At 69.0% G+C, this 22,366-nt stretch carries 15 protein-coding genes; 4 read left to right on the top strand and 11 right to left on the bottom strand.

Annotated features, from left to right (window positions below):
* Positions 1–72: 72 nt before the first annotated feature.
* From tsaB to radC, 5 genes are all read right to left on the bottom strand, one after another.
* Entirely contained in the window at positions 73–810 is a 738-nt protein-coding gene (tsaB, locus tag RN743_RS09530; RefSeq protein ID WP_310779443.1) for a tRNA (adenosine(37)-N6)-threonylcarbamoyltransferase complex dimerization subunit type 1 TsaB, read from the bottom strand.
* Complete coding sequence (tsaE, locus tag RN743_RS09535; protein WP_310779444.1) at positions 804–1,325, bottom strand: tRNA (adenosine(37)-N6)-threonylcarbamoyltransferase complex ATPase subunit type 1 TsaE; 522 nt, start codon at positions 1,323–1,325, stop codon at positions 804–806. The genes tsaB and tsaE overlap by 7 nt, the downstream gene beginning before the upstream one ends.
* On the bottom strand, positions 1,322–3,358 hold the full coding sequence (uvrB, locus tag RN743_RS09540) for an excinuclease ABC subunit UvrB (RefSeq protein WP_343219017.1): 2,037 nt from the start codon (positions 3,356–3,358) through the stop codon (positions 1,322–1,324). The genes tsaE and uvrB overlap by 4 nt, the downstream gene beginning before the upstream one ends.
* 47 nt (positions 3,359–3,405) lie before the next feature.
* Entirely contained in the window at positions 3,406–5,628 is a 2,223-nt protein-coding gene (locus RN743_RS09545) for a bifunctional (p)ppGpp synthetase/guanosine-3',5'-bis(diphosphate) 3'-pyrophosphohydrolase (protein WP_310779448.1), read from the bottom strand.
* A 158-nt stretch (positions 5,629–5,786) separates the two neighbouring features.
* The gene (gene radC / locus RN743_RS09550; RefSeq protein WP_310779450.1) at positions 5,787–6,470 is read right to left on the bottom strand and encodes a DNA repair protein RadC; all 684 of its coding nucleotides are present in this window, start codon (positions 6,468–6,470) and stop codon (positions 5,787–5,789) included.
* Between the two features lie 210 nt (positions 6,471–6,680).
* Here radC and RN743_RS09555 point away from each other — a divergent pair, with 210 nt between their 5' ends.
* Both RN743_RS09555 and RN743_RS09560 read left to right on the top strand, forming a co-directional pair.
* Positions 6,681–7,514, top strand: coding sequence for a DUF6263 family protein (locus RN743_RS09555; RefSeq protein WP_310779452.1), 834 nt, complete (start codon positions 6,681–6,683; stop codon positions 7,512–7,514).
* Between the two features lie 80 nt (positions 7,515–7,594).
* A complete protein-coding gene (locus RN743_RS09560) occupies positions 7,595–8,338 on the top strand; it encodes a DUF6263 family protein (RefSeq protein WP_310779564.1) in 744 nt (247 codons plus the stop codon).
* A 2-nt stretch (positions 8,339–8,340) separates the two neighbouring features.
* On the opposite strand, the gene RN743_RS09565 is transcribed toward RN743_RS09560, so the two are convergent.
* From RN743_RS09565 to ggt (RN743_RS09575), 3 genes are all read right to left on the bottom strand, one after another.
* Positions 8,341–10,257, bottom strand: a complete 1,917-nt coding sequence (locus tag RN743_RS09565) for a CocE/NonD family hydrolase (protein WP_310779453.1) — start codon at positions 10,255–10,257, stop codon at positions 8,341–8,343.
* Positions 10,254–11,993: a gamma-glutamyltransferase gene (ggt, locus tag RN743_RS09570; protein WP_310779455.1), complete on the bottom strand. Its 1,740-nt coding sequence runs from the start codon at positions 11,991–11,993 to the stop codon at positions 10,254–10,256. Before ggt (RN743_RS09570) ends, RN743_RS09565 begins: the two co-directional genes overlap by 4 nt.
* Before the next feature lie 139 nt (positions 11,994–12,132).
* Positions 12,133–13,875, bottom strand: coding sequence for a gamma-glutamyltransferase (gene ggt, locus RN743_RS09575; RefSeq protein WP_310779457.1), 1,743 nt, complete (start codon positions 13,873–13,875; stop codon positions 12,133–12,135).
* Between the two features lie 166 nt (positions 13,876–14,041).
* On the opposite strand from ggt (RN743_RS09575), the gene RN743_RS09580 reads away from it, so the two are divergent.
* Positions 14,042–15,571: a hypothetical protein gene (locus RN743_RS09580; protein WP_310779459.1), complete on the top strand. Its 1,530-nt coding sequence runs from the start codon at positions 14,042–14,044 to the stop codon at positions 15,569–15,571.
* 39 nt (positions 15,572–15,610) lie between these two features.
* On the opposite strand, the gene ggt (RN743_RS09585) is transcribed toward RN743_RS09580, so the two are convergent.
* From ggt (RN743_RS09585) to RN743_RS09595, 3 genes are all read right to left on the bottom strand, one after another.
* Positions 15,611–17,350 carry a gamma-glutamyltransferase gene (ggt, locus tag RN743_RS09585; protein ID WP_310779461.1) on the bottom strand — a complete coding sequence of 580 codons (1,740 nt, stop codon included), beginning with the start codon at positions 17,348–17,350 and terminating at the stop codon, positions 15,611–15,613.
* Positions 17,351–17,419: 69 nt separating this feature from the next.
* Positions 17,420–17,701 carry a DUF3006 domain-containing protein gene (locus RN743_RS09590; RefSeq protein ID WP_310779463.1) on the bottom strand — a complete coding sequence of 94 codons (282 nt, stop codon included), beginning with the start codon at positions 17,699–17,701 and terminating at the stop codon, positions 17,420–17,422.
* Positions 17,698–19,005, bottom strand: a complete 1,308-nt coding sequence (locus RN743_RS09595; protein ID WP_310779566.1) for a lamin tail domain-containing protein — start codon at positions 19,003–19,005, stop codon at positions 17,698–17,700. Before RN743_RS09595 ends, RN743_RS09590 begins: the two co-directional genes overlap by 4 nt.
* A gap of 174 nt (positions 19,006–19,179) precedes the next feature.
* Here RN743_RS09595 and RN743_RS09600 point away from each other — a divergent pair, with 174 nt between their 5' ends.
* Positions 19,180–22,314, top strand: coding sequence for a hypothetical protein (locus RN743_RS09600; RefSeq protein WP_310779465.1), 3,135 nt, complete (start codon positions 19,180–19,182; stop codon positions 22,312–22,314).
* Positions 22,315–22,366: the final 52 nt, after the last annotated feature.

Raw genomic sequence — 22,366 nt, forward strand, 5'->3', positions numbered from 1 at the left:
AAACGATTGCAAAATATGCAACTTACGAAACTCGCGCGGAATAGCTCTGCTATGCTCCCTCGTCGCTCCTGGTCAGGCGGGCGCTCCACCGCTCTCGGCGCTTACGCGGGGTTTTGCCACGGGCTGCCGGCCGGCTCCGCCACGGCGCCCGACCTGGCGTTCGGCTCCGGAACTCCGCACGTACCGTGGCTCCCACGCGTCGATATCCGCGACGCGGCCGGCCGGAAGCCTCTCCGCCAGCCACAGGAGCGCGCCCGCCCGCGGTACGCCGAGAAACGGCGGGAGCACCGTCGCGCCGCGAGCCTCGATCATCGCGCGGTGCCGGATCGCACCTTCCCCGGCAAAGGACCATGACGCGCAGTCTTCCAGCCCCCCGAGCCAGCGGCCGATGTCGCACGCGGCCGGTCCGCGCACCGGGGCCCCCAGGGGGCCGTCGGCGAAGGCGGCGCCGTACACCTCTCCCCGGCGGGCGTCGAACAGCGCGCACACGCGGTCACGTCCCGCGGAGGCGGCGACGGCGCGGAGGCTCGAGTACGCGAAGAGCGGCACCCCCCTCGCGTGACACCAGCCCTTCGCCAGCGAAGCCGCGATCCGCACGCCCGTGAAGGAGCCGGGCCCGGCCCCGACGACCACGCGTCCGATGTCTTCGGCGCCGATCCGCGCGCGAGCGAGCATGCGATCCACCTCGTCGAGCACGGTCTCCGAGTGCGTCGCGCGGACGGCCAGCGCGCACTCGGAAATCAGGTTGTCGGCGCGGCCCAGCGCGACGCCGCCGAGTCCCGTACTCGTCTCCAGCGCCAGACTCAGCACGCGGACGACTCCGCCCCTTCGGCGTACAGGCCCGGATCGGGAACCGGCGGGACGCGGCCCAGCGCGCGCGCCGTCACCCGCCGCAGCGATCCCCCGGTTCGCCCGGCGGCTTCCGCGGCGTTGTCGGCGGCGCCGCTGAACTCGAATCGAACCTCCCAGCGGTCCCTCGGAAGCTCCTCCCCGGCCCGCTCCGCCCACTCGACGAAGACCGCCCCCGCGTGGGCCTCGATTTCCTCCCACCCGAGGGCGAGGAGTTCGGATGGATCGCGAAGACGGTACAGATCCGCGTGCCCGACCGGACCCCGGACGCCGGCATACCAGTGGACGAGCGTGTAGGTCGGGCTCGTCACCGCTTCGTCCACGCCCGCTCCGGCACACGCCGCCTGCGTGAACCGCGTCTTCCCGGCGCCGAGCGGTCCGGTGAGGGCGACGAAGACCTCCTCGCGATCCGCAACCGCCCCGACCTCCCGCCCCCAGCGCACGAGTCCCGCCTCGTCCAGCACAGCGCTCCTCATGCCGGATCCCCCGCCGAGATCGGCAACCCCGGCGGCCGCGTCCCCTTCCCGTCGCCGATCCGGGCGCGGATCTCGAACAGCTCGTCCCGCAGCCGGGCCGCCGTCTCGAAGTCGAGCGCGGCCGCCGCGGCACGCATGTCCTTCTCGATCGCCTCGGCCAGGGCCTCCGGCGACAGGTCGCCGTACGAGCCTTCCCGTTCGTGCACGGCGGGCTGCGCCTCCCGCGCATCGGCCACCGCGGTCGAGAATCGGATCTCCCGCACCGACTTCACGATCGAGCGCGGCTCGATCCCGTGCTCCCGGTTGTAGTCCGCCTGCACTTCGCGCCGCCGCGCCGTCTCCTCCATCGCGCGCCGCATCGAATCCGTCACCTTGTCCGCGTACAGAATCGCCTTCCCCGCGAGGTTCCGGGCCGCACGCCCGATCGTCTGCACGAGCGAGCGGTCGGAACGTAGGAAGCCCTCCTTGTCCGCGTCGAGGATCGCGACCAGGGAGACCTCCGGCAGATCGAGGCCCTCGCGCAGCAGGTTGATCCCGACGAGGACATCGAACGTCCCCAGCCGCAGGTCGCGGAGGATCTTCACGCGGTCGATCGCCGCGATGTCCGAGTGCATGTACCGCACCCGCACCCCCCGCACCGCGAGGAACTCGGACAGGTCTTCGGCCATCCGCTTCGTGAGGGTCGTCACGAGCACGCGCTCGCGCCGTTCCGTCCGCCCGCGAATCTCGCCGAGCAGGTCGTCTACCTGCCCGCGCACCGGCCGTACCTCCACTTCCGGATCCAGCAATCCGGTCGGTCGAATCAACTGTTCGACGACCACGCCCTCGCTCTTCCGCAACTCGTACTCGCCCGGCGTCGCGCTCACGAAGATGGCGCGCGGCACGAGATCTTCCCATTCCCGGAACGACAGCGGCCGGTTGTCCAGCGCGGACGGGAGCCGGAAACCGAACTCGACCAGCGTCGTCTTTCGACTGCGGTCCCCCTCGTACATGCCGCCGATCTGCGGGATCGACACGTGGGATTCGTCTACGACCACGACATAGTCATCCGGGAAATAGTCGAGGAGACAGTAGGGACGGCTGCCGGGCGCCCGGCCGTCCAGGTGTCGGCTGTAGTTCTCGATCCCGGGACAGAACCCCACCTCGGTCAGCATCTCGAGATCGAATCGCGTGCGCTGCTCCAGGCGCTGCGCTTCGAGGAGCCGGCCATCCTGCCGGAGGTGCATCAGCCGCTCCTCCAGTTCCACGTAGATCGCGTGCCGGGCCTCCTCCAGCCGGTGGCCGAGCGTCGCGTAGTGCGTGGCAGGAAAGATCGACGTCTCGGGCAGGCGGGTGATCGTCGCGCCCGTCATCGGATCGATCTTCGAGATGCGTTCGATCGCGTCGCCCCACATCTCGACCCTGACTCCCTGTTCCTCGTATGCGGGCAGGATCTCGATCACATCGCCCCGCACCCTGAACGTGCCTCGCACGAAATCGAGATCGTTCCGCGAATACTGGATCTGGACGAGCCCGGAGAGGATCTCGCGGCGGGAGATCTCCTGCCCCTCGCGCAGCGTGAGCATGAGTTCCCGGTAGCCGACGGGATCGCCGAGTCCGTAGATCGCGGACACGGAGGCGACGACGATCACATCCCGCCGTTCCATGAGGGCGGAGGTGGCGCGGAGCCGCAGCCGGTCTATGTCCTCATTGATCGACGCATCTTTCTCGATGAAAGTGTCCGTCGCGGGGACATAGGCCTCGGGCTGGTAATAGTCGTAGTAGGAAATGAAGTACTCGACGGCATTCCGGGGAAAGAACTGCCGCAGCTCCCCGTACAACTGCGCGGCGAGCGTCTTGTTGTGGCTCATCACCAGCGTCGGGCGATTCACTTCCGCAATCATCGCCGCCAGCGTCACCGTCTTGCCGCTGCCGGTCACGCCGAGCAGCGTCTGCCACTTGTCGCCGCGGCGGACGCCCTCGGCCAACTCGCGGATCGCGGTGGGCTGGTCGCCCATCGGCTCGAATGGAAGCTGGAGATCGAAGCGGGGCATGGTCTCGAATCGTCTCGAATCGTCTCGAATCGTCTCGAATCGGCGCGTCACTCGATGGTGAGGCCGCTCTCCCCGAAGGATTCCTTCCGTTCGACGGAGATCACGCCCTTCACGCCCTGAACCTGGCGCATGACTTTCTGCAGGTGCGTCAGGTTCTCGACTTCCACGACGAACTGCCCGCGCATCCCTCCCTCGACCCCCTTGATGTCGGCCGACTGAATGTTCGTGCCCGTGTCGCTGACCGCGCGCGCGATGTCCGCGAACAGGCCGTGTCGATCCGTCCCCTCCATGACGATGCGGACGAGGAACCGGCGCTCGCCGTGCGCCTGCCACTCGATTTCCACCCGCCGCTCGGGAGCGTTGGACAGATTGAGGACGTTCGGACAATCCTGCCTGTGGATGGAAACGCCGCGGCCGCGGGTGATATAGCCGATGACCCTGTCGCCGGGGACCGGCTGGCAACACTGGGAGTACCGGACCATCAGGTTCTCCATCCCCTGGATCCGAATCCCCTGCCCTCCTCCGCCCCAGACCTTGTCCACGAGCTTGTGAAGCGGACTCGGAGTCTTCTGGGGCACTTCGGGGATGACCTCCGGGAGGATGGCGCGCATCACGCGCGTGAGTCCCACATCCCCGCGGCCGGTGGCCGCATGGAGCGCCTCGGGCCCATCGTACCCTAGGGTCTCGCATGCAGATCTGAGGGCCGCCTCGTCCACCTTCCCGCGACGGCGGCGTCTCCACTCCCGCTGAATGATGTCCTTCCCCAGTTGGACGGCGGACTCCTGCTCCTCATCGCGGATCCATTGCCGGATCTCGTGGCGGGCCTTGCTGCTCCTTACGAAGCCCAGCCAATCCCGGCTCGGCGTCTGCGAATCGGAGGTGAGGATGTGCACGGTGTCCCCGTTCCGAAGCGGACGGCTGAGCGGGGCGATCCGTTCGTTCACCTTCGCGCCCTTGCAGCGAAGCCCGACCTCGGTGTGAACGGCGAAGGCGAAATCGATGGGCGTGGCCCCCTTCGGCAACTGCTTGACGTCGCCCGCCGGGGTGAAGACGAAGATCTCATCCTGGAACAGGTCGATGCGGAGGAACTCCATGAACTCCTCCGGCTCGCGCGTCTCCTGCTGCCACTCGAGGACCTGCCGGAACCACGCGAGTTCGTCGTCAACCTCGTCTCCGGACCGGCCCTCCTTGTAGCGCCAGTGCGCGGCGATCCCGTACTCCGCGGTGCGGTGCATCTCGTGCGTGCGGATCTGGATTTCGTACAGCGCGCCACCGGGGCCGAAGATCGTCGTGTGCAGACTCTGGTACATGTTCGACTTCGGCGTGGCGATGAAGTCGTGGAAGCGCTCCGTGAGCGGGGTCCACTTGTTGTGCACGATGCCGAGCGCGTGGTAGCAGTCGCGCACGGAATCCACGATGAGCCGCACCGCCAGCGTGTCGTAGACCTCTTCGTACGGCTTGTCGCGCTTGACCATCTTGCCGTAGATCGACCAGAGGTGCTTGGGGCGCCCCGTGACTTCGCAGACGATTCCGGCGGCGTCCAGTTCGGCCCGGAGCGGCTCCTCCATCCGTCGGATCAGTTCCTCGCGTTCGTCCCGCGTGGCGTTGACCTCCTTCACGAGCTTCCGGTACCCCTCGGGCTCGAGAAACTTGAAGGCGAGATCCTCGAGTTCCCATTTCAGGCGTGCGACGCCGAGACGGTGGGCGAGCGGCGCGTAGATCTCGCGGGTTTCGAGCGCGATCCGCTGCCGCGCGCCCGCCGGCATGTGCTCCAGCGTCCGCATGTTGTGGAGACGGTCGGCGAGCTTGACCATGATCACGCGCGCGTCGCGGGCCATGGAGAGGAGGAGCTTGCGGTAGGTCTCGACCTGACGCTCCGCCATGGAGCCGAACGCGAACAGCGAGATCTTCGTGAGGCCGTCCACGATGAGGGCGATTTCCTCGCCGAACTCCGTCCGGATCTCGTCCACGGTCGTGTCCGTGTCCTCCACCACATCGTGGAGGAGCGACGCGGCGATGCTCACGGTGTCGAGCCGGATCTCGATGAGGATCTTGGCGACCTCAACGCAGTGGCGGATGTAGTCCTCGCCCGAGCGGCGCTTCTGGCCCTCGTGTTTCTCCAGGCTGTATTGGAACGCGAGGGCGAGCAGGTCGAGGTCGAGGCGGGCCTCGTAGCCCTCGATCGCCTTCATGAAGTCCCCGGGCAGCAGCGAGCGCGGGCCCGCTCCCGGCGCGGCCCGGCCGACTTCCCGCTTGAGGCTGCTCTCCACGCTTCGCGCTCCGTCCCCGAGACGTGACCGCCCTGGTGTGGCGCCACACTGCACCCGCAGCCGCCATCCAACGGCGCGGGCAACCTGTAAAGGTAGCGGTAGCGCGCGCGTTCGGCGCGGGCCGGGCCGGGAACGCGGCGTGATGTCTCAGCAGACGCTCAGCAGACGCCGCGTTCGCGAAGGCTCACGTAGGCCCGGTCGCCGAGGATGATGTGGTCGCGGACGGGGATGCCGAGGAGTCGGCCGCTCTCGACGAGTTGGCAGGTCACCGCGATGTCCTCGGGAGACGGCTCGGGTTCGCCGCTCGGATGGTTGTGGGCGAGGATGACGGAGGCCGCGGCCGTGGCGATCGCCGGTGCGAACACTTCCCGGGGGTGCACGAGCGAGCTGTTCAGGAGCCCTACCGTGAGGCGCCGTTCGAGCAGCACCTGGCTCTGGGTATCCAGGTAGATGACCCAGAATTCCTCCTGTCGGCGGTCCCGCAGCAGGGGGCCGAGGCGTCCGAACACGTCGGCCGGGCTGCGAATGCGCGCGCTGGCCCGGGCGGGTTCGGCCGCCTGTCGCCGCCCGAGCGCGAGCGCCGCGGATACGGCGGCCGAGCGCGCCGGGCCGACGCCCCCGGTCCGCTCGAGTTCTGCCGGCTCCGCCCGCCCCATCTCGCGCAGCGAGCCGCCGAAGTCGGCCAGCAGACGGCCGGCGACGTCGACGGCCGAACGCCCCGTCGCGCCCGCTCCGAGCACGACGGCGAGCAGTTCCGTCGTCGAGAGCGCGTCGGGGCTGAAGCGGCGGAGCCGCTCGCGCGGACGTTCGCTCGCCGGGAGTTCGAGAATCTTCGGAGCCATGCCATCATGTATCCCCGCGGCCATGAATGCCCTCTCAACTCGGGGGTAGCGGGAGATATATCGTCCCGGCACCGGTGGCAGGCCCCGATCCGATCGCGCATGTTGCGGGCACCCTGGCAGCCGTGAACGAACATCCGAGCCGGGGCGGGAATCGCGCGTTGGACCGCGCGAACGCCCGAACCCCTGTCTCAACACTGTCAGGAGGACCACATGCATTCACGATGGCGCAGCTTCGCCGCCGCCACGACGCTCACCCTCGCCGCCGTCCTCACCTCGTGCGGCCCGTCCCCCGCCATCCGGACCATCCCGCTCGAGGCGCCGCTCCTGCTGCGGATGGCGCCGCCCGAGGGACAGGTATCGCGCTACGCCTACTCCATGGAAACGAGCGTGGAGAGTCCGATGATGCCCTCGACCGGCGGCCCGCTCGTCACCATGGCCTGGCAACAGGTTCAGACGGTCCTGAGCGCGGACGACGACGTTGTTCGGGTCCGCGGGGCGGTCGATTCGGCCAGCACCACGATGGGGCTGCCGATGCCGGGGATGGACGACATGCTGCCCGATCTCTCCGGCGTGTCCTTCACCGTGGACATGGACCCGCGCGGCGGCGTCCTGCAGGTCGTGGAGAGCGAAGGAGTCCCGGAAGGTGCCGGGGTGAGCGTCGAGAGCATGTTGCAGGGAGCCGGCCATTCCGTGCTGCCCGAAGCGGAGGTCAGCCCGGGGGATTCCTGGATGGTCGAGACGCCGATCGAGATGCCGATGGGGACCGGCGGAACGATGTCGCTGGACATGGAATTCACCTACACGTTCGTGAGTCTCGCCGATGGCCTCGCCACCCTCTCGTTCGAGGGGCCGATGGACATGGACATGGACATGCAGGGCATGGCGATGAGCGGCTCCGGGACCCTGTCCGGAACGCTGGTCGTCGACCTGGTCGAGGGCCGGTATGTCAGCCAGACGAGCCGTCAGAACATGGAAATGGGCGTGGCCGGGACATCGATGACCGTGAATACGACAACCACCCTCGAACTGATGCCGGACCGCTGACGCGGACCCGGCCACCGGAAGTCCCGAACCCCCGAACCTCAATGGAGGACCAAGTGAACCAAAGGAGAATCAGCGCCTTGATGCGGACTGCGGCCGTGGCGGCCCTCGCGGTGGCGTATGCGACCCCTCTCGACGGGCAGACGACCACGCTCCGCGTGATGCCGGCCGAAGGACAGGTTTCGCGGTATCTCATCGGCTCCGAGACGTCGATGGCGGGGACGACCATGTCGACGTCAAAGCGCTACCAGACCGAGACGGTGGTCAGCGCGGCCGGTGACGTCGTTGAGATCCGCACGGTCGTCGACTCCACCACCATGACGGAGGCCATGCCCGGAGCGGGCGGACCCGATCTGTCGGGCATGAGCTTCACGTTCGCAATGGACCCGCGCGCGCGCCCCACCGGGTTGACCGACGCCGGGACGCTCACGCCGGACGCGGAAGCCGCCGTCTCCGCGACGCTGGCGACCAGCTTCTTCGAGCTACCCGAAGGCGAAGTGAGTCCGGGCGACTCCTGGTCGGGACAGACGTCCGCCGATATCCCGGCCGGCATGGGCGCCACGATGACGATGGAAACGGACATCGCCTACACGCTCGTGGGTGTCGACGGGGATCTTGCGGAGATATCGCTCGAAGGGACCGTCACGATGTCGGCCAACACCGGCGGGATGTCGATTGAGGGCTCCGGCACCGTCACCGGAACCGCCATCTTCGACACGGGCAGCAGCCGCCTCCGGGGCCACGACAGCGTGATTAACCTGAACTTGACGATGGGCGGGATGCCGGCGTCGATGACGACGAGCACGACGCTGGAACTGATTCCGTAGGATCAGCCGCCTTTCGTTGGCAGGACAATGCGGGACGCGTGGACCGCGTTGCGCTGTACCGTCCACTCCGGGACGCTCCCGTCGCGGGGATAGCGGAGGAAGGTGTCCGCGTCCGCGCCGGCGAGGGCGACCCGGATGCGGTGGCCGGCCCGGAACAGCACCGACGTCGCCCACAGGTCGAAGCTCAGTTCGGCGACCTCCCCCGGCACGAGCGGGAGGGCGTCGGCGCGCGTCTCGCTCCGGTGCGGCCCGTACTTTCGGTACAGCGGCGGGGCGTCCGTGACCGCGCGCATGACGCCGCGGAGCTGTCCCTCGGTGATGTATCGCACGGTGCCGTCCGGAGCGACGTCCTCCAGGTAGACGATGAAGGCGCCGTCCGTCTCGGTGGACGCCAAGTGCAGCGTGACGACGGGGTGGCCGGTGACTTCGGTATCGACCACTAGCGGAGCGCTCGTGTAGATCAGCAGCTTCTCATCCTCCGCCCGGCGGTCGCCGTACACGACATCGCCGCCCCCGCCGTTCGTGTACCAGCGGTTCCGGGTCCCCGTCGTGGCGGTGAAATCGACGATATGGGAGTCCTCCCCTGCCTCCGGGGCGGGAGCTTCCGTCGACAGCGTGCCCCCCTCGCCGAAGTACCACGTCACGTCGTCGAAGCCCGCCGGCGGCCACGTCTCGGTACGCGTCCAGCGGTCGGCGCCCAGCGTGTAGTAATGGATCTCCGTCGGCGTCGCCCCCGATCCATCCTCCTTGAGGTGGGCGTCGAAGAACGCGACGAGTTCCTCGAACCGGGCGTCGGCGTCGGGTTGTACGGGCGTGTCGTCCGCCTTGAAGGGGTCCGTGTCGTTGCGCGCCCCGTGGTCCCATGGGCCGATAAACACCTGCTGCGGGTTCGTGATCGTGTTGTAGCGGCCCAGCGTGCCGTTCACGGTCGCCGCGTCCTGCCAGCCGACGCGGATGAACATGGCCACGCCGGACTCCTCGATCTGCGGGAGGTGGCCGGAGGGGCTGCGGCGGTGCCCGACATTCGTCTCGCCGTACGGGCCGAACGGGTCGTCGCGGAACTCGTACTCGAGCGCCGCCTCGAACGGCACCGTATTGGCCTGGTGCTCCGCCACCGCGGCGGCGAGCAGCGATCCGTCGCCGTCGGCGTCGACCGGTTTCACGCCGGTGATCCGGCTCTGCACCTCGTCGCAGGCGGCCCCCATCGCATTGGAAAGCCCGCAGATGTCGTTCAGGTCCTGCATGCGCGTCCGGTTCGACCAGTCCTCGAGAAAGCCGACCGTGAGCACGCCTCCAGGGAAGATGAGGTGGCCGAAGTTGTCGAAGTCGTTGAAGAGGGGCGCGACCGCCTTCACAGCGGATCTGCGGTTGACCGCGAGCATCTCGGCCGTGTTCCCGGCGTAGGAGACCCCGTAAGCGCCCACGCGCCCGTTCGACCAGGGTTGATCCGCGATCCAGTCCGCAACCTCCCCGTAGTCCGTCACCTCATCCTCGGCGAGCTCGAAGCGGCGGATCCCGAACGAGGCCCCACTTCCCCGCCCGTCCACGAGAACGAGCGCGTACCCGGCCCGGTTCCAGCGCTCCGCCTCGGCGAAGTTCGACGTCTCCTCGAGGGGAATGCCGACTTCGCCCCGGGCGCGCCAGTAACGGGTCGCCCGCATCATGGCCGGGAGCTGGTCCCCGGACTGGATGCCATCCGGCAGCCACACGTCGACGGCGATGCGGACGCCGTCGCGCATGGGGATGTGAAGCGCCTGGTTGCGCGTGACCGCACTCACGGGGACGGCGGCCCGCGCGTCATCGCCTGCCGCGGACCTGTCGGCCGTGGCGGCGTCCCCGCAGGCCGCCGCGGCGACCGCCGCCAATCCCGCGAGACGCCGCGCGGCCGCGCCGACGCCGCGCTGGCGCCGCCGGTTCACCAGGCGATCGCGTGGCCGTCGCGGCGCGGATCCGACCCGCCGGCGAGCGCACCCGTCTCCGCATCCCGGTACACGCCCTGTACACCGCCGAGGTTGCCGGGCTCGACGAGATTGTGACCGCGGTCCGCCAGTTCCCCGTACACCTCCGGCGGGAAGCCCGCCTCCAGGTAGGTGACGGAGTCCTCGGGAATCGGCGTCAGCCCGCCACCCCGGTTGAGGCACATGCGGGGCGATGCGATCGCCAGCTGCATGTCCATCCCGCCGGCCGTCAGCTTCGTGATCACCTGCCCCACCGTCTGCGGGATTGTGTAGCCGCCGGCGGCGCCGACCGCCGCGACGAGATTCCCGTCCTTCATGACGACGCACGGCGTCATCACGCCCTTCGCCTTCTGGCCACCCGCGATGTAGTTGACGTGCCCTTCTTCCAGGGAGAAGCCGAACATGTGGCCGTTGTTGAGGAAGATCCCCGTGTCGCCCGCGATCACGCCGCTGCCGTAGAGGGCGACGAGAGACTGGGTGAAGGCGACGGCGTTCCCCCAGCGGTCGGCGGAGGAGAGGCTCGTCGTCCCGAAGAACGGGAGCGGGGCGCCCGCGAAGGAGGCGATGCGCGCGGGATCGATCGTCGCCCGCTGCTCGTCCGCGTATTCCTTCGAGATGAGCATGTCGACCGGGATCTCCGCGTCCTCGTTCCCGGTGTTGTACCGCTCGTCGTCGATGAGGGCGAGCCGGTTCGCCTCGAGCCACAGGTGGGCGAACTCGGAGCTGTAGAGATCCATGTTCGCGAGGTCGAAGCCGTCCATGATGTTGAGCGCCTGGAACATCGACATCCCGCACGACCCCGGCGGCATGGCGTACAGGTCGTGCCCCTGGAAGGTCGTCGTGATGGGCTCCCTCCACGCGACCTCGTAGCCCTCGAGGTCGGCCTTCGTCATGTGGCCGCCGTTCTCGGCGAGAAAAGCGACGATGCGATCTCCGATCTCCCCCATGTAGAAATCGTCTGCGCCTTCGCGCGCAAGTCGGCGCATGCTCGCCGCCAGTTCGGGCTGCCGGATGATCTCGCCCATCCGCGGCGGACGGCCGGTGGGGAACATGATGCGGGTGCTGGACGGGAATCTCCCGAGCTTGTCCGCGCTCCCGGTGGTGTGGAGTTCGTCGAACTTCGAGATAACGAAGCCGTCCTCGGCGAGCTGGATCGCGGGCTCGAACACGTCACCGAGGCTCATCGTCCCGTAGCGCTCGAGCACGGCGGCCCAGCCCTTGAAGGCGCCGGGGACGATCGGCGCGCGGTAGCCCATCTCGACATCATCCGGCGTGATCGTGTTCGCCGAGGAGGCCGCGGGCGCCCGGCCGAGCGCGTCGAGTCCGACGACCCGGTTCTCCTCCGCCAGGTAGATGAGCATGAAGCCGCCGAAGCCGCCGAGCCCGGACATGTAGGGCTCGGAGACGTTGAGCGTGGCGGAGGCGGCGACGATGGCGTCGATCGCGTTGCCGCCCTGCATCATGATCGTCGTGCCGGCGAGCGACGCGTAGTAGTCGGCGGCGGCCGTCACGCCGCGGCGGCCCCACACGGTCCCGTGCGCGGGGCCGAGCAGGCCGGGGACGTTCGAGTCGCCGGCGGGGCCCCATTGTCCGATCCCGTCCGGGGGGGCGGCGGCCGTCTCGGGGGCGCGGCAGGCGATCAGACCGGATCCGGCGGCGGCCGCGGCGGAGGTGGCGAGGAAGTCTCGGCGCTTCATGACTCGACTCCTGGGCAGAGGGGTTCGCGGACCCTGATCCTAGACCAAGAGTTGTCCCCCGCTCAAGACCCCGGCCGGGGCGTTCACCGGTGGCCGGGGTGCGAGCCGGGCTCTCCGTGCCGCGCCTGAAGCGTGACCGTCACCAGGCGATGGCGTGACCGTCCCGGCGCGGGTCGGATCCGCCGGCCAGGGCGCCGGTCTCGGCGTCGCGGTACACACCCTGCACACCGCCGGGGTTCCCGGGCTCGGCCAGGTAGTGGCCGCGATCCTCGAGTTCGTCGTACACCTCGGGCGGAAAACCCGCCTCGAGGTACGTGACCGAGTCCTCGGGGATCGGCGTACGCCCGCCACCCCGGTTCAGGCACATGCGCGGCGACGCGATCGCGAGCTGCATGTCCATCCCGCCGACGGTGAGCTTCGTGATCACCTGGCCGACGGTCTGCGGGATAGTGTATCCGCCGGCGGCTCCGACAGCCGCGACGAGGTTCCCATCCTTCATCACCACGCACGGCGTCATGACGCCCTTCGCCTTCTGGCCGCCCTCGAGGTGATTCACGTGCCCTTCCTCGAGCACGAAGCCGAAGGTGTGGCCGTTGTTGAGGAAGATGCCCGTGTCGCCCGCGATCACGCCGCTCCCGTAGCCGCTCACGAGCGACTGCGTGAAGGCGACCGCGTTCCCCCAGCGGTCCGCGGAGGAGAGGCTCGTCGTCCCGAAGAACGGGAGCGGGGCGCCCGAGAAGGAGGCGATGCGCGCGGGGTCGATCTTCGCCCGCTGCTCGTCCGCGTATTCCTTCGAGATGATCATGTCGACGGGGATCTCCACGTCCTCCTTCCCCGTGTTGTACCGGTCGTCGTCAATGAGGGCGAGGCGGTATGCCTCGAGCCACAGGTGCGCGAACTCGGAACCGTACAGGTCCATGTTCGCGAGATCGAAGCCGTCCATGATGTTGAGCGCCTGGAACATCGACATCCCGCACGACCCCGGCGGCATCGCGTACAGGTCATGCCCCTGGAAGTTCGTCGTGATCGGCTCCTTCCAAGTGACGTCGTACGACTCCAGATCGCCCATCGTCATGTGACCGCCGTTCTCGGCGAGGAAGGAGACGACGCGCTCCCCGATCTCTCCCTTGTAGAAGTCGTCCGCCCCTTCCCGGGCGAGGCGTCGCATGCTGGCGGCGAGATCCGGCTGCCTGATGATCTCGCCCATGCGCGGCGGACGGCCGTTCGGGAACATCACGCGGGTCGTCGAGGGGAACCGGCCCAGCTTCTCGGCCGCGGCGCCGCCCGTGTGGATCTCGTCGAAGCGCGACACGACGAAACCGTCCTCGGCGAGCCGGATGGCGGGCTCGAAGACGTCGCCCAGACTCATCGTCCCGTAGCGCTCCAGGACGGCAGCCCATCCCTTGAAGGCGCCAGGCACGATGGGCGCCTTGTAGCCCGCCTCGAAATCGTCGAGCGTCATCGTCTCGGGCGACGAGGCGGCCGGCGACTTGCCGAGCGCGTCGAGGCCGACCACGCGGTTCTCCTCGGCCAGGTAGATGAGCATGAAGCCGCCGAAACCTCCGATCCCGGACATGTAGGGTTCGGAGACGTTCAGCATGGCGGAGGCGGCCACGATCGCGTCCACCGCGTTCCCGCCCTGCATCATGATCGTGGTGCCGGCGAGCGAGGCGTAGTAGTCGGCGGCGGCCGTCACGCCGCGTGCTCCCCACACGGCCCGGTGCGCGGGTCCGAGCAGGCCCGGGACGTTCGAGTCACCGGCGGGGCCCCATTGTCCGCTCGCGGCGGTTGCGGCGCCCGCGGTATCGGGAGGCCGACAACCGATGAGGCTGGATCCGGCGGCGGCAGCGGCGGAGGTGGCCAGGAAATCTCGGCGCTTCATGGGACGGCTCCTGGGCAGGGGGGATCGCAGACTTTGATCCTAGGCTGCGGGTCGCTCGCCGCTCAAGACCCGGCGGGCGGCGACGGGAGCCCCGAAATACCCGCGGAACTCCCGCCTATTGGCTATCGTAGACAGCAGCCTCCTCCTGGAGAAAGGGCCATCACGCGTGCCTGATTCAGTCACAGCTGCCCCCCACCGCCCCGAGAGTGCGGTCGTCTCCGCCCTCCGTGGGCTCGAGGGACGCGCCACCCTGGGCGATGTCGTCTCCGCCACCGGACTTCCGGAGCACGAGGCCGAGGTCGCCCTGAGGTCCCTCCTGGAGACGCACCGCGGCCACCTCGGGGTCTCCGATTCGGGCGACCTCCTCTATCGGTTCGATCCCCATCTCATCGAGCGGGACGCGGAACCGTTCCGGGCGCGCTTCCGCCGCGTCGCCTGGTCGGCCTTCAAGGTCGGCTTCAAGATCTGGACGGCGGTCATGCTGGTCGTCTACTTCGTCGTCTTCGTCGTGCTCCTGATCGCGCTGCTGACCGCCAACCGCGACGGCCGCGGCTCCGGCGGGCGCCGGGGCTTCGGTTTGGGGGACTTCTTCATCCTCCACTGGCTTCTCGGGGGGCGCGGGTGGGACCGGAGGGGCCTCTACTACGGCGACCGCCACGCCAGGCGGCTCCCGAAGGATGCCCGGCCACCCTTCTACAAGAAGGTCTTCGCCTTCATCTTCGGCCCCGAGGAGCCCAGGCCGACGCAGCTCCAGAAGGATCGTACGGTCGTCCAGTTGATCCGGGCGCGGAAGGGCATCCTGACGGCGTCGGAGTTGATCGAGCACACCGGCCTGTCGATCGACGACGCCGTCGAAGAGATGGGACGCCTCACCGGCGCCTACGGAGGCGACCCACGGGTGTCGGACGCGGGGGAGGTGGTGTACGCCTTCCCGGAACTGATGAGAAGCGCCCACGGGAAGATCCGGGCGCGCGAGCCCAAGCCGGCATGGATGCGGCTGGAGTACCCGAAGAAACTCACGGGCAACAGTCCGGGGGCCAACGTCGGCATCGGCGCCATGAACGGCTTCAACCTGGCGATGGCGAGCGTGTTCGGGCTGCCCTCTTCGTTCGATCCGGTCATGTTCTACGGACTCGGCGTGATACCCTTCACGTTCAGCGGCCTCTTCTTTGCGATTCCCATCGTCCGCTCGCTGGCGCTGAGAGGGGAGAACCGCGCGCGCATGCGGCGCAACGTGCGGCGCCTGCTCGTGGGCCTGGTCTACTCCCTCAGCGTGGGAACCGTCCGGTGGGTCGCGGCTGCCGACGCGATCCGCCACGTGACGGGCGCGCTCAAGGGCCAGCAGGTGCCGCCGAAGATGATCCTGGCGGAGCTGCAGCGTCTGGCGGCCGAGTTCGGTGCCGAAGTGGAGGCGGCGGAGGAAGGGTTCACCTATCGTTTCCCCGCGATACGCGCGAGCTTCGTCGAGGCGGAGTTCATGCGGCGCCGGCTGAAGCTGCAGGATCAGCGTCTCGGTCCGATCGTCTACTCGACCTCCGACACCGCCGCGGAGGCCTCGCGACGAGACATGGACGCCTTCGACCGCGAACTCGAAGGCGCCCGACTCGACCTCTCCCGCTACCTCCCCTCCCCCACCCGGGTGGGCTTCGAGGAAGATTTCGAGGTGGTCATGGACCCGGACCCGCCGGGGACCTAGCTCCCCTCACAGCGGCCCTGGACACGGGCGTCCACTACTCTACCAGGCGATGGCGTGACCATCGCGTCTCGGGTCCGACCCGCCGGAGAGGGCGCCCGTCCCGGCGTCGCGATGCACCGCCTGCACTCCGCCGAGGTTGCCGGGCTCCGCGAGGTAGTGGCCACGGTCCGCCAGTTGCTCATAGACCTCGGGCGGGAACCCGGCCTCCAGATACGTGACGGAGTCCTCCGGGATCGGCGTCCGACCCCCGCCCCGGTTGACGCACATGCGCGGCGACGCGATGGCGAGCTGCATGTCCATGCCCGCCACCGCGAGCTTCGTGATGACCTGGCCGACCGTCTGCGGGATCGTGTAGCCGCCCTGTGCCCCGACCGCCGCGAACAGGTCGCCGTCCCTCATCATGATGCACGGTGTCATCACGCCCTTCGCCCGTTTGCCGCCCTCGAGGTGGTTCACGTGACCCTCCTCGAGCACGAAACCGAACATGTGACCGTTGTTGAGGAAGATCCCCGTGTCGCCGGCGATCACGCCGCTCCCGTACGCGTTCACAAGCGACTGCGTGAAGGCGACCGCGTTCCCCCACCGGTCGACGGTGGAGAGACTTGTCGTCCCGTAGAACGGAAGCGGGGCCCCGGAGAAGGAGGCGACGCGCAGGGGATCGATCTTCGCGCGCTGCTCATCCGCATACTCCCGGGAGATGATCATGTCCACGGGGATGTCCGCGTCTTCCTTACCCGTGTTGTACCGGTCGTCGTCGGCGAGGGCGAGCTTCATCGCCTCGAGCCACAGGTGGACGAACTCGGAGCCGTACAGATCCATGTTCGCGAGATCGAACCCGTCCATGATGTTCAGCGCCTGGAACATCGACATCCCGCAGGAGCCCGGCGGCATGGCGTGCAGATCGTATCCCTGGAAGGTCGTCCGGATCGGCTCCCGCCACTCGACTTCGTAGCCTTCGAGGTCGGCCTTCGTCAGGTGGCCGCCGTTCTCGGCCAGGAAGGCGACGATGCGGTCGGCGAGTTCGCCCTTGTAGAGGTCGTCCGCACCCGCGCGGGCGAGGTGGCGCATGCTCGCTGCGAGCTCGGGCTGCTTGATGACCTCGCCCATGCGGGGAGGGCGTCCGTTGGGGAAGAACACGCGCGTCGTCGAAGGGTAGCGGCTCAGTTTGTCGGCGCTCGACTGCGTGTAGCGCTCGTCGAACTTCGAGAACACGAAGCCATCCTCGGCGAGCCGGATCGCGGGCTCGAACAGGTCGCCGAGGCTCATCGTGCCGTAGCGCTCCAGCGCGGCGGCCCATCCCTTGAAGGCCCCGGGCACGATCGGCGCCTTGTAGCCCATGGCGAAGTCGTCCAGGGTCATCGTCTCCGGCGAGGAGGCGGCGGGCGAGCGGCCGAGCGCGTCGAGCCCCACGACGCGGTTCTCCTCGGCCAGGTAGATGAGCATGTAGCCGCCGAAGCCCCCGAGCCCGGACATGTAGGGGTCCGACACGTTCAGCGTGGCGCACGCGGCGACCATCGCGTCGATGGCGTTCCCCCCCTGCATCATGGTCTGCGTCCCGGCGAGCGACGCGTAGTAGTCGGAACAGGCCGTCACGCCCGTGCGGCCCCACACGGTGCCGTGCGCGGGCCCCGCCAGGCCGGGCACATGCGCGTAGTCGCCGGAGCCCCACTGCCCGGAGGTGAGGGGCGCGGCGGCGGAAGTCTCGGGGGGACGGCAGGCGACGAGGCCGGATCCGGCGGCGGCCGCGGCGGAGGTGGCGAGGAAGTCTCGGCGTTTCATCGGACGGCTCCTGGCAGGGGGATCGCAGACTTCGATCCTAGATCCGGAGCAGCCCGCCGTTCAAGGCGCCTAGAGCTCGACGTCGCCGCCGGGATCGCGGCCCCTCAGGCGCCGGAGCACGTTTTCCGCCTCCCGCAGTCGAGCCTGGCGCGCCTCTTCGTCCAGCACGGCCGCGCCCCAGTCAGGTCGTCCCTCCGCCTCCGGTACGCGCAGCACGGCGCCTTCGCGGCTTCCGGCAGGAAGCGTCTCGATGGGCACGTCTTCGGCGCGCTCTTCCGCGTCTCGGATGAGCACGGCGATGCACCCCTCGACGCGGTCGACGACCCAGAAGTGCTCCGATTTCCGGCTCAATAGTCGAACACGATGACGACCGCCCCGGTGTCGTCGTAGAGGGTCGCGGTGTCGCCGTTGTTGTTCCACACGGCCTGCCGCCGATCCATGTAATAGCGGGTGCCGTCGGCGCGCCCGGAACCGGTGTGGACCACGATCTGTCCGCCGGCCCCGAGTAGCGCGTCCGCCGGGAATCGGAAGCAGTGATTGGCCCCGTCGCACAGCAACCAGCCGCCGATCGGCCGGTCGTCGGGCGTCAGGTTCCGAATCACGGCGTACTCGCCGTTCGGGTTCGTGTGATCGTTGCCGGGCGCATCGGCGTGTACCCAGAGTCGGATCCGCGCCTCACCCGGCGTGCCGAGGACGCCGGTCGGCCCGGGAAGCGCCACGGGCGCGTCGCGCGGCTCGTCTCCCGTTCCGCGCAACGCGACCTCTCCGCCGAACGAGACTTCGTAGTCGCCGCTCTCGCGCCCCTGCACGGAGACGTGGCCGTGCCGATCCGTGCGGAACACGGCGGCCCCCGACGCCTCGTAGGCCCGGAGGGCGGCGGGCCCCGGATGGCCGTAGGGGTTGTCGCGGCCCACCGAGATGACGACGACCCGGGGGCGGGCGGCGTTCAGAAACTCCCGTGTGAAGCCGTTGTCGGCGCCGTGGTGCGGGGCCTTGAGCAGCGCCACCTCGGGGACGGCCCCCCGGTTCATCAGATGGGTCAGTTGCCGTATCTCCGAGTCGCCGCTCAGGAAGGCGCGGAACTCGCCGAACCGCACGAGCAGGGTGACGGAGCGGTCGTTGAGCCCCGTCGCCCCCCGCGGGAGCAGCGGCAGCACGTCGATCTCGACCTCGCCGAGCGTGAGCGTCCGCGGCGAGGCCTCCAGGTAGGTGATCTCCGGACGCGCGTCGAGGGCGGCGAGCAGCCGCCGGTAGGTCCGTGTCGTGTGCGGCTCCCCGTTGTCCATGTAGAAACGCACCGGGAACGCCGCGATGACGCCGGCCATGCCGCCGATGTGATCCGCGTGGGGGTGCGTGGCGACGAGCAGATCGATCTCGCTCACGCCGAACTGCCGCAGTAGAGGGACGATGTCGTCGCGCCCCGCGTCCACGAGCGCGGTCCTCCCACCCGGCGCCTGGATGAGCACGGCATCGGCCTGTCCCACATCGAGGAACGTGATGCGCAGAACGGAATCGGGATCGACGATCGGGGCGGACGGGACGCCCGCGACGACAGGCGTGGCGAGGAGGGTGGCAAGGGAGGCGACCGCAAGCGCCCGGCGAAGCCGCTCCCGACCCCGCCCTGCCGACGGCTCGTGTGTGGTCCCGAAGCACATGCCGGCCAAGTAAGCCGCCCCCTCATGGCGAGACAAGTGGGGCGTGGCGGCATCGCGGCGTCGCCTTGCGCGGCGGGCTTCGCGGGAATCACTGTTCGGATGTCCCGTTTCCCTCGGTTTTTCGCCGTCACTCCGGAGGTTCCGATGGCGTTCCAGTCGAAGTCCCCACGGTCCTTGAGTTCCCCCGTCGCCCACCTCCTCACGCTTCTCCTTCCCCTGTCGCTCGCCGCGGGAGCGCTGTTCCCGGCCGACGCGGTCGCCCAGACGGCTTCGGAACGAGCGGTTGCGGCGGCGGCCGGACTGGAGTTCCGGGAACTGGGGCCGGCGATCATGGGCGGGCGGGTTTCCGACCTCGCGGTCGTGGAGAGCGACCCGCGCATCTTCTACGTCGGCCTCGGCGCGGGGGGCGTGTGGAAGACGACGAACGACGGGATGACGTGGGACCCCGTGTTCGACGATCAGCCCACCTCTTCGGTCGGCGCCATCAGCGTCGCGCCCTCGAACCCCAACCATGTGTGGGTGGGAACGGGCGAACCCGCGAACCGGCAGAGCTCGCCGTGGGGGGTCGGCGTGTTCAAGTCGACGGACGCGGGCGGGACGTGGACGCACGTGGGGCTCGAGGACACGCGCCATATCAGCCGGATCAAGATCGATCCGCGGGATCCCGATGTCGTGTACGTGGGGGCCGTCGGCCACCTGTGGGGTCCGAACGAGCAGCGCGGGCTCTTCAAGACGACCGACGGCGGGGAGACCTGGGAGAACGTCCTCTACATCGACGAGCACACCGGGATCATCGACCTCGTCATGGATCACAACGACCCGAACACGCTCTTCGCGGCCATGTACCAGCGGCAGCGCACGGGGTTCGGCTTCGCGGCCGGCGGCGGCGGGTCGGGCCTGTGGCGCACGACGGACGGCGGAGAGAACTGGACCCGTCTCGAGGAGGGGCTGCCGGAGGGCGAACTCGGCCGCATCGGACTCGACATCTACCGGCGCGACGGCAACCTCGTGTACGCGATCGTCGAGGCGCACGAGGGGCAGGGCGTGTACCGGTCGACGGACCGCGGCGAAACGTGGGAGTTCATGAGCGACCGCAACCCGCGTCCCATGTACTTCTCCCTCATCCGGATCGACCCCAACAACCCCGAGCGGATCTACCTGGGCGGCGTCCAGTCCTCGGCCTCTGACGACGGCGGGCGCACCTGGTGGCCGGGGAACGCGACGGACCAGATCCACTCCGACCACCACGCGCTGTGGATCAATCCCGACAACTCGAACCATCTCATCAACGGAAACGACGGCGGGCTCGCCTTCTCGCGCGACGGATCCGTCACCTGGCGCTCCATCCGCAACATGGCGATCGGCCAGTTCTACGAGATCGACGTCGACATGAGCGACCCGTACAACGTTTGCGGCGGGCTGCAGGACAACGGGAACTGGTGCGCCCCGCACCGGACGCAGTCCACGTGGGGCGTCCGCAACCGCGAATGGACGCACATGTGGTTCGGCGACGGGTTCCACAACCACTCCGACCCCGAGGACCCGAACATCATGTTCTCGGAGTCGCAGGGCGGGAACATGGCGCGCATCGACGTGGCCACGCGCGAGGGACAGTCGATCCGGCCCGTGCCGCGCCCGACGGGAGCCGAAGCGGAGGACGAGGAGCCGCGCCGCTACCGGTTCAACTGGGACTCGCCGTTCGCGATCTCCCGGCACGACCGCGCGACGATCTACCTGGGCGGGAACCACCTCTTCCGGTCGCGGGACCGGGGGATGAACTGGGAGGAGGCGAGCCCGGACCTCACGAAGCAGATCGACCGCGATACGCTGGAGATCATGGGGCGCGTCGTGACGGACGAGACGCTGTCGGACCACGACGGGATCGCGTCCTACGGCAACATCACGGCCTTCGCCGAGTCGAAGCACTCGGCGGACGCCCTCTACGTGGGGACGGACGACGGGAACCTGCAGGTGACGCTCGATGGCGGGGCGACCTGGACGAACGTGATCGACCAGGTTCCCGGCGTACCGCCGCGCACGTACGCGAGCCGCCTCGAGACGTCGTACACGGTGGACGGCCGCGTCTACGTGACGTTCGACGGCCACCGGAACGACGACTACGCGCCGTACGCCTACGTGAGCGAGGACCACGGCGCGAGTTGGCGGCAGATCACGGCAGGCCTCCCGGACGGCTGGTCGGTGAACGTGATCCGGGAGCACCCGCGGAACCCGAACCTGCTCTTCATCGGAAACGAGATCGGCGTCTACATGTCGATCGACCGGGGCGAGTCGTGGGCGCGGATGGTGAACAACCTCCCCGTGGCCGCCGTGGACGACATCGCGATCCACCCGCGCGAGAACGACCTGGTCGTGGGGACGCACGGCCGCAGCATCTGGATCCTGGACGACATCACGCCGCTGGAGGAAATGTCCGCGGACGTGTTGGCCTCCGACTTCCGGCTGTTCGGCGCGCGGCGCGGCACGATGTGGTCGATGGGGATGGACTGGCCCTTCCAGCCGACGACGTTCATCGCGCCCAATCCGCCCGCGGGCATTCCCGTCCGCTACTTCGTGGGGGACGGCGTGGACGCGAGCGGGGCGAGCCTCGAGATCCTCGACGGGGATGAGGTGCTGCGCACGATGGAGGTGGGCGGCGAGGCTGGGGTGAACGAAGTGCTGTGGGACTTCCGGGTGGATCCGGCCTTCGATGCGGCGGGCGGTGGGGGAGGCTTCTCGCGCGGACCGCCGCCGGGCGCGGGACCGCGCGTGCTGCCCGGCACGTACACGGTGCGGCTCACGGTCGAGGCCGAGAGCCAGACGACGGACGTCGGCGTGCGACTCGATCCGCGGCGCGAGGCGAGTCGGGCGGCTCTCGTCGCGCGGCAGGATGCGATGCTGCGGGCCCACGCACTGGCGGGCCCGGCCCGCGACGCGCGCGAGCGGATCGGCGCCATGAACGACCGCCTGGCCGAGATTCGCGCGCTCGTGGACGACGCCGGGATGGGGGATGCCGACCGCGAGCGGATCGAGGCCATGGCGGGGGAGATCTCCGACGAACTCGATGAGATCGGCGACGATCTCGGCGACGTCGCCGGAGGGGCCGGGATCGGGCAGATGGAGGGGTGGTCGGGAGAGCCCACGGCGGACCAGATGTACCGGATCGACCGGGCCTGGGAGGAGCTGCCGCCGGTCGCGGAGCGCATCAACGCGCTGCTGGCCGGAAGCATGCCGGCGCTCGAGGCGCTGATCGGCGATCTCGGCGTGATGCCGGATCTGGGCGATCCGATCCGCATCCCGCCGCGCCGCTGACGCCGGACACTCGGGGGCGGCGGGCCGTGGACGGCGGCCCGCCGCCACGCCG

The organism is Candidatus Palauibacter scopulicola (assembly GCF_947581915.1).
Classification (GTDB): domain Bacteria; phylum Gemmatimonadota; class Gemmatimonadetes; order Palauibacterales; family Palauibacteraceae; genus Palauibacter; species Palauibacter scopulicola.

Excerpts from the sequence above, each read along its gene's own strand:
- uvrB (WP_343219017.1), bottom strand. The coding sequence starts at position 3,358 with ATGCCCCGCTTCGATCTCCAGCTTCCATTCGAGCCGATGGGCGACCAG.
- radC (WP_310779450.1), bottom strand. The coding sequence starts at position 6,470 with ATGGCTCCGAAGATTCTCGAACTCCCGGCGAGCGAACGTCCGCGCGAG.
- RN743_RS09560 (WP_310779564.1), top strand. The coding sequence starts at position 7,595 with ATGCGGACTGCGGCCGTGGCGGCCCTCGCGGTGGCGTATGCGACCCCT.
- ggt (WP_310779455.1), bottom strand. The coding sequence starts at position 11,993 with ATGAAGCGCCGAGACTTCCTCGCCACCTCCGCCGCGGCCGCCGCCGGA.
- RN743_RS09555 (WP_310779452.1), top strand. The coding sequence starts at position 6,681 with ATGCATTCACGATGGCGCAGCTTCGCCGCCGCCACGACGCTCACCCTC.
- RN743_RS09595 (WP_310779566.1), bottom strand. The coding sequence starts at position 19,005 with ATGTGCTTCGGGACCACACACGAGCCGTCGGCAGGGCGGGGTCGGGAG.
- tsaE (WP_310779444.1), bottom strand. The coding sequence starts at position 1,325 with ATGAGGAGCGCTGTGCTGGACGAGGCGGGACTCGTGCGCTGGGGGCGG.
- ggt (WP_310779457.1), bottom strand. The coding sequence starts at position 13,875 with ATGAAGCGCCGAGATTTCCTGGCCACCTCCGCCGCTGCCGCCGCCGGA.
- ggt (WP_310779461.1), bottom strand. The coding sequence starts at position 17,350 with ATGAAACGCCGAGACTTCCTCGCCACCTCCGCCGCGGCCGCCGCCGGA.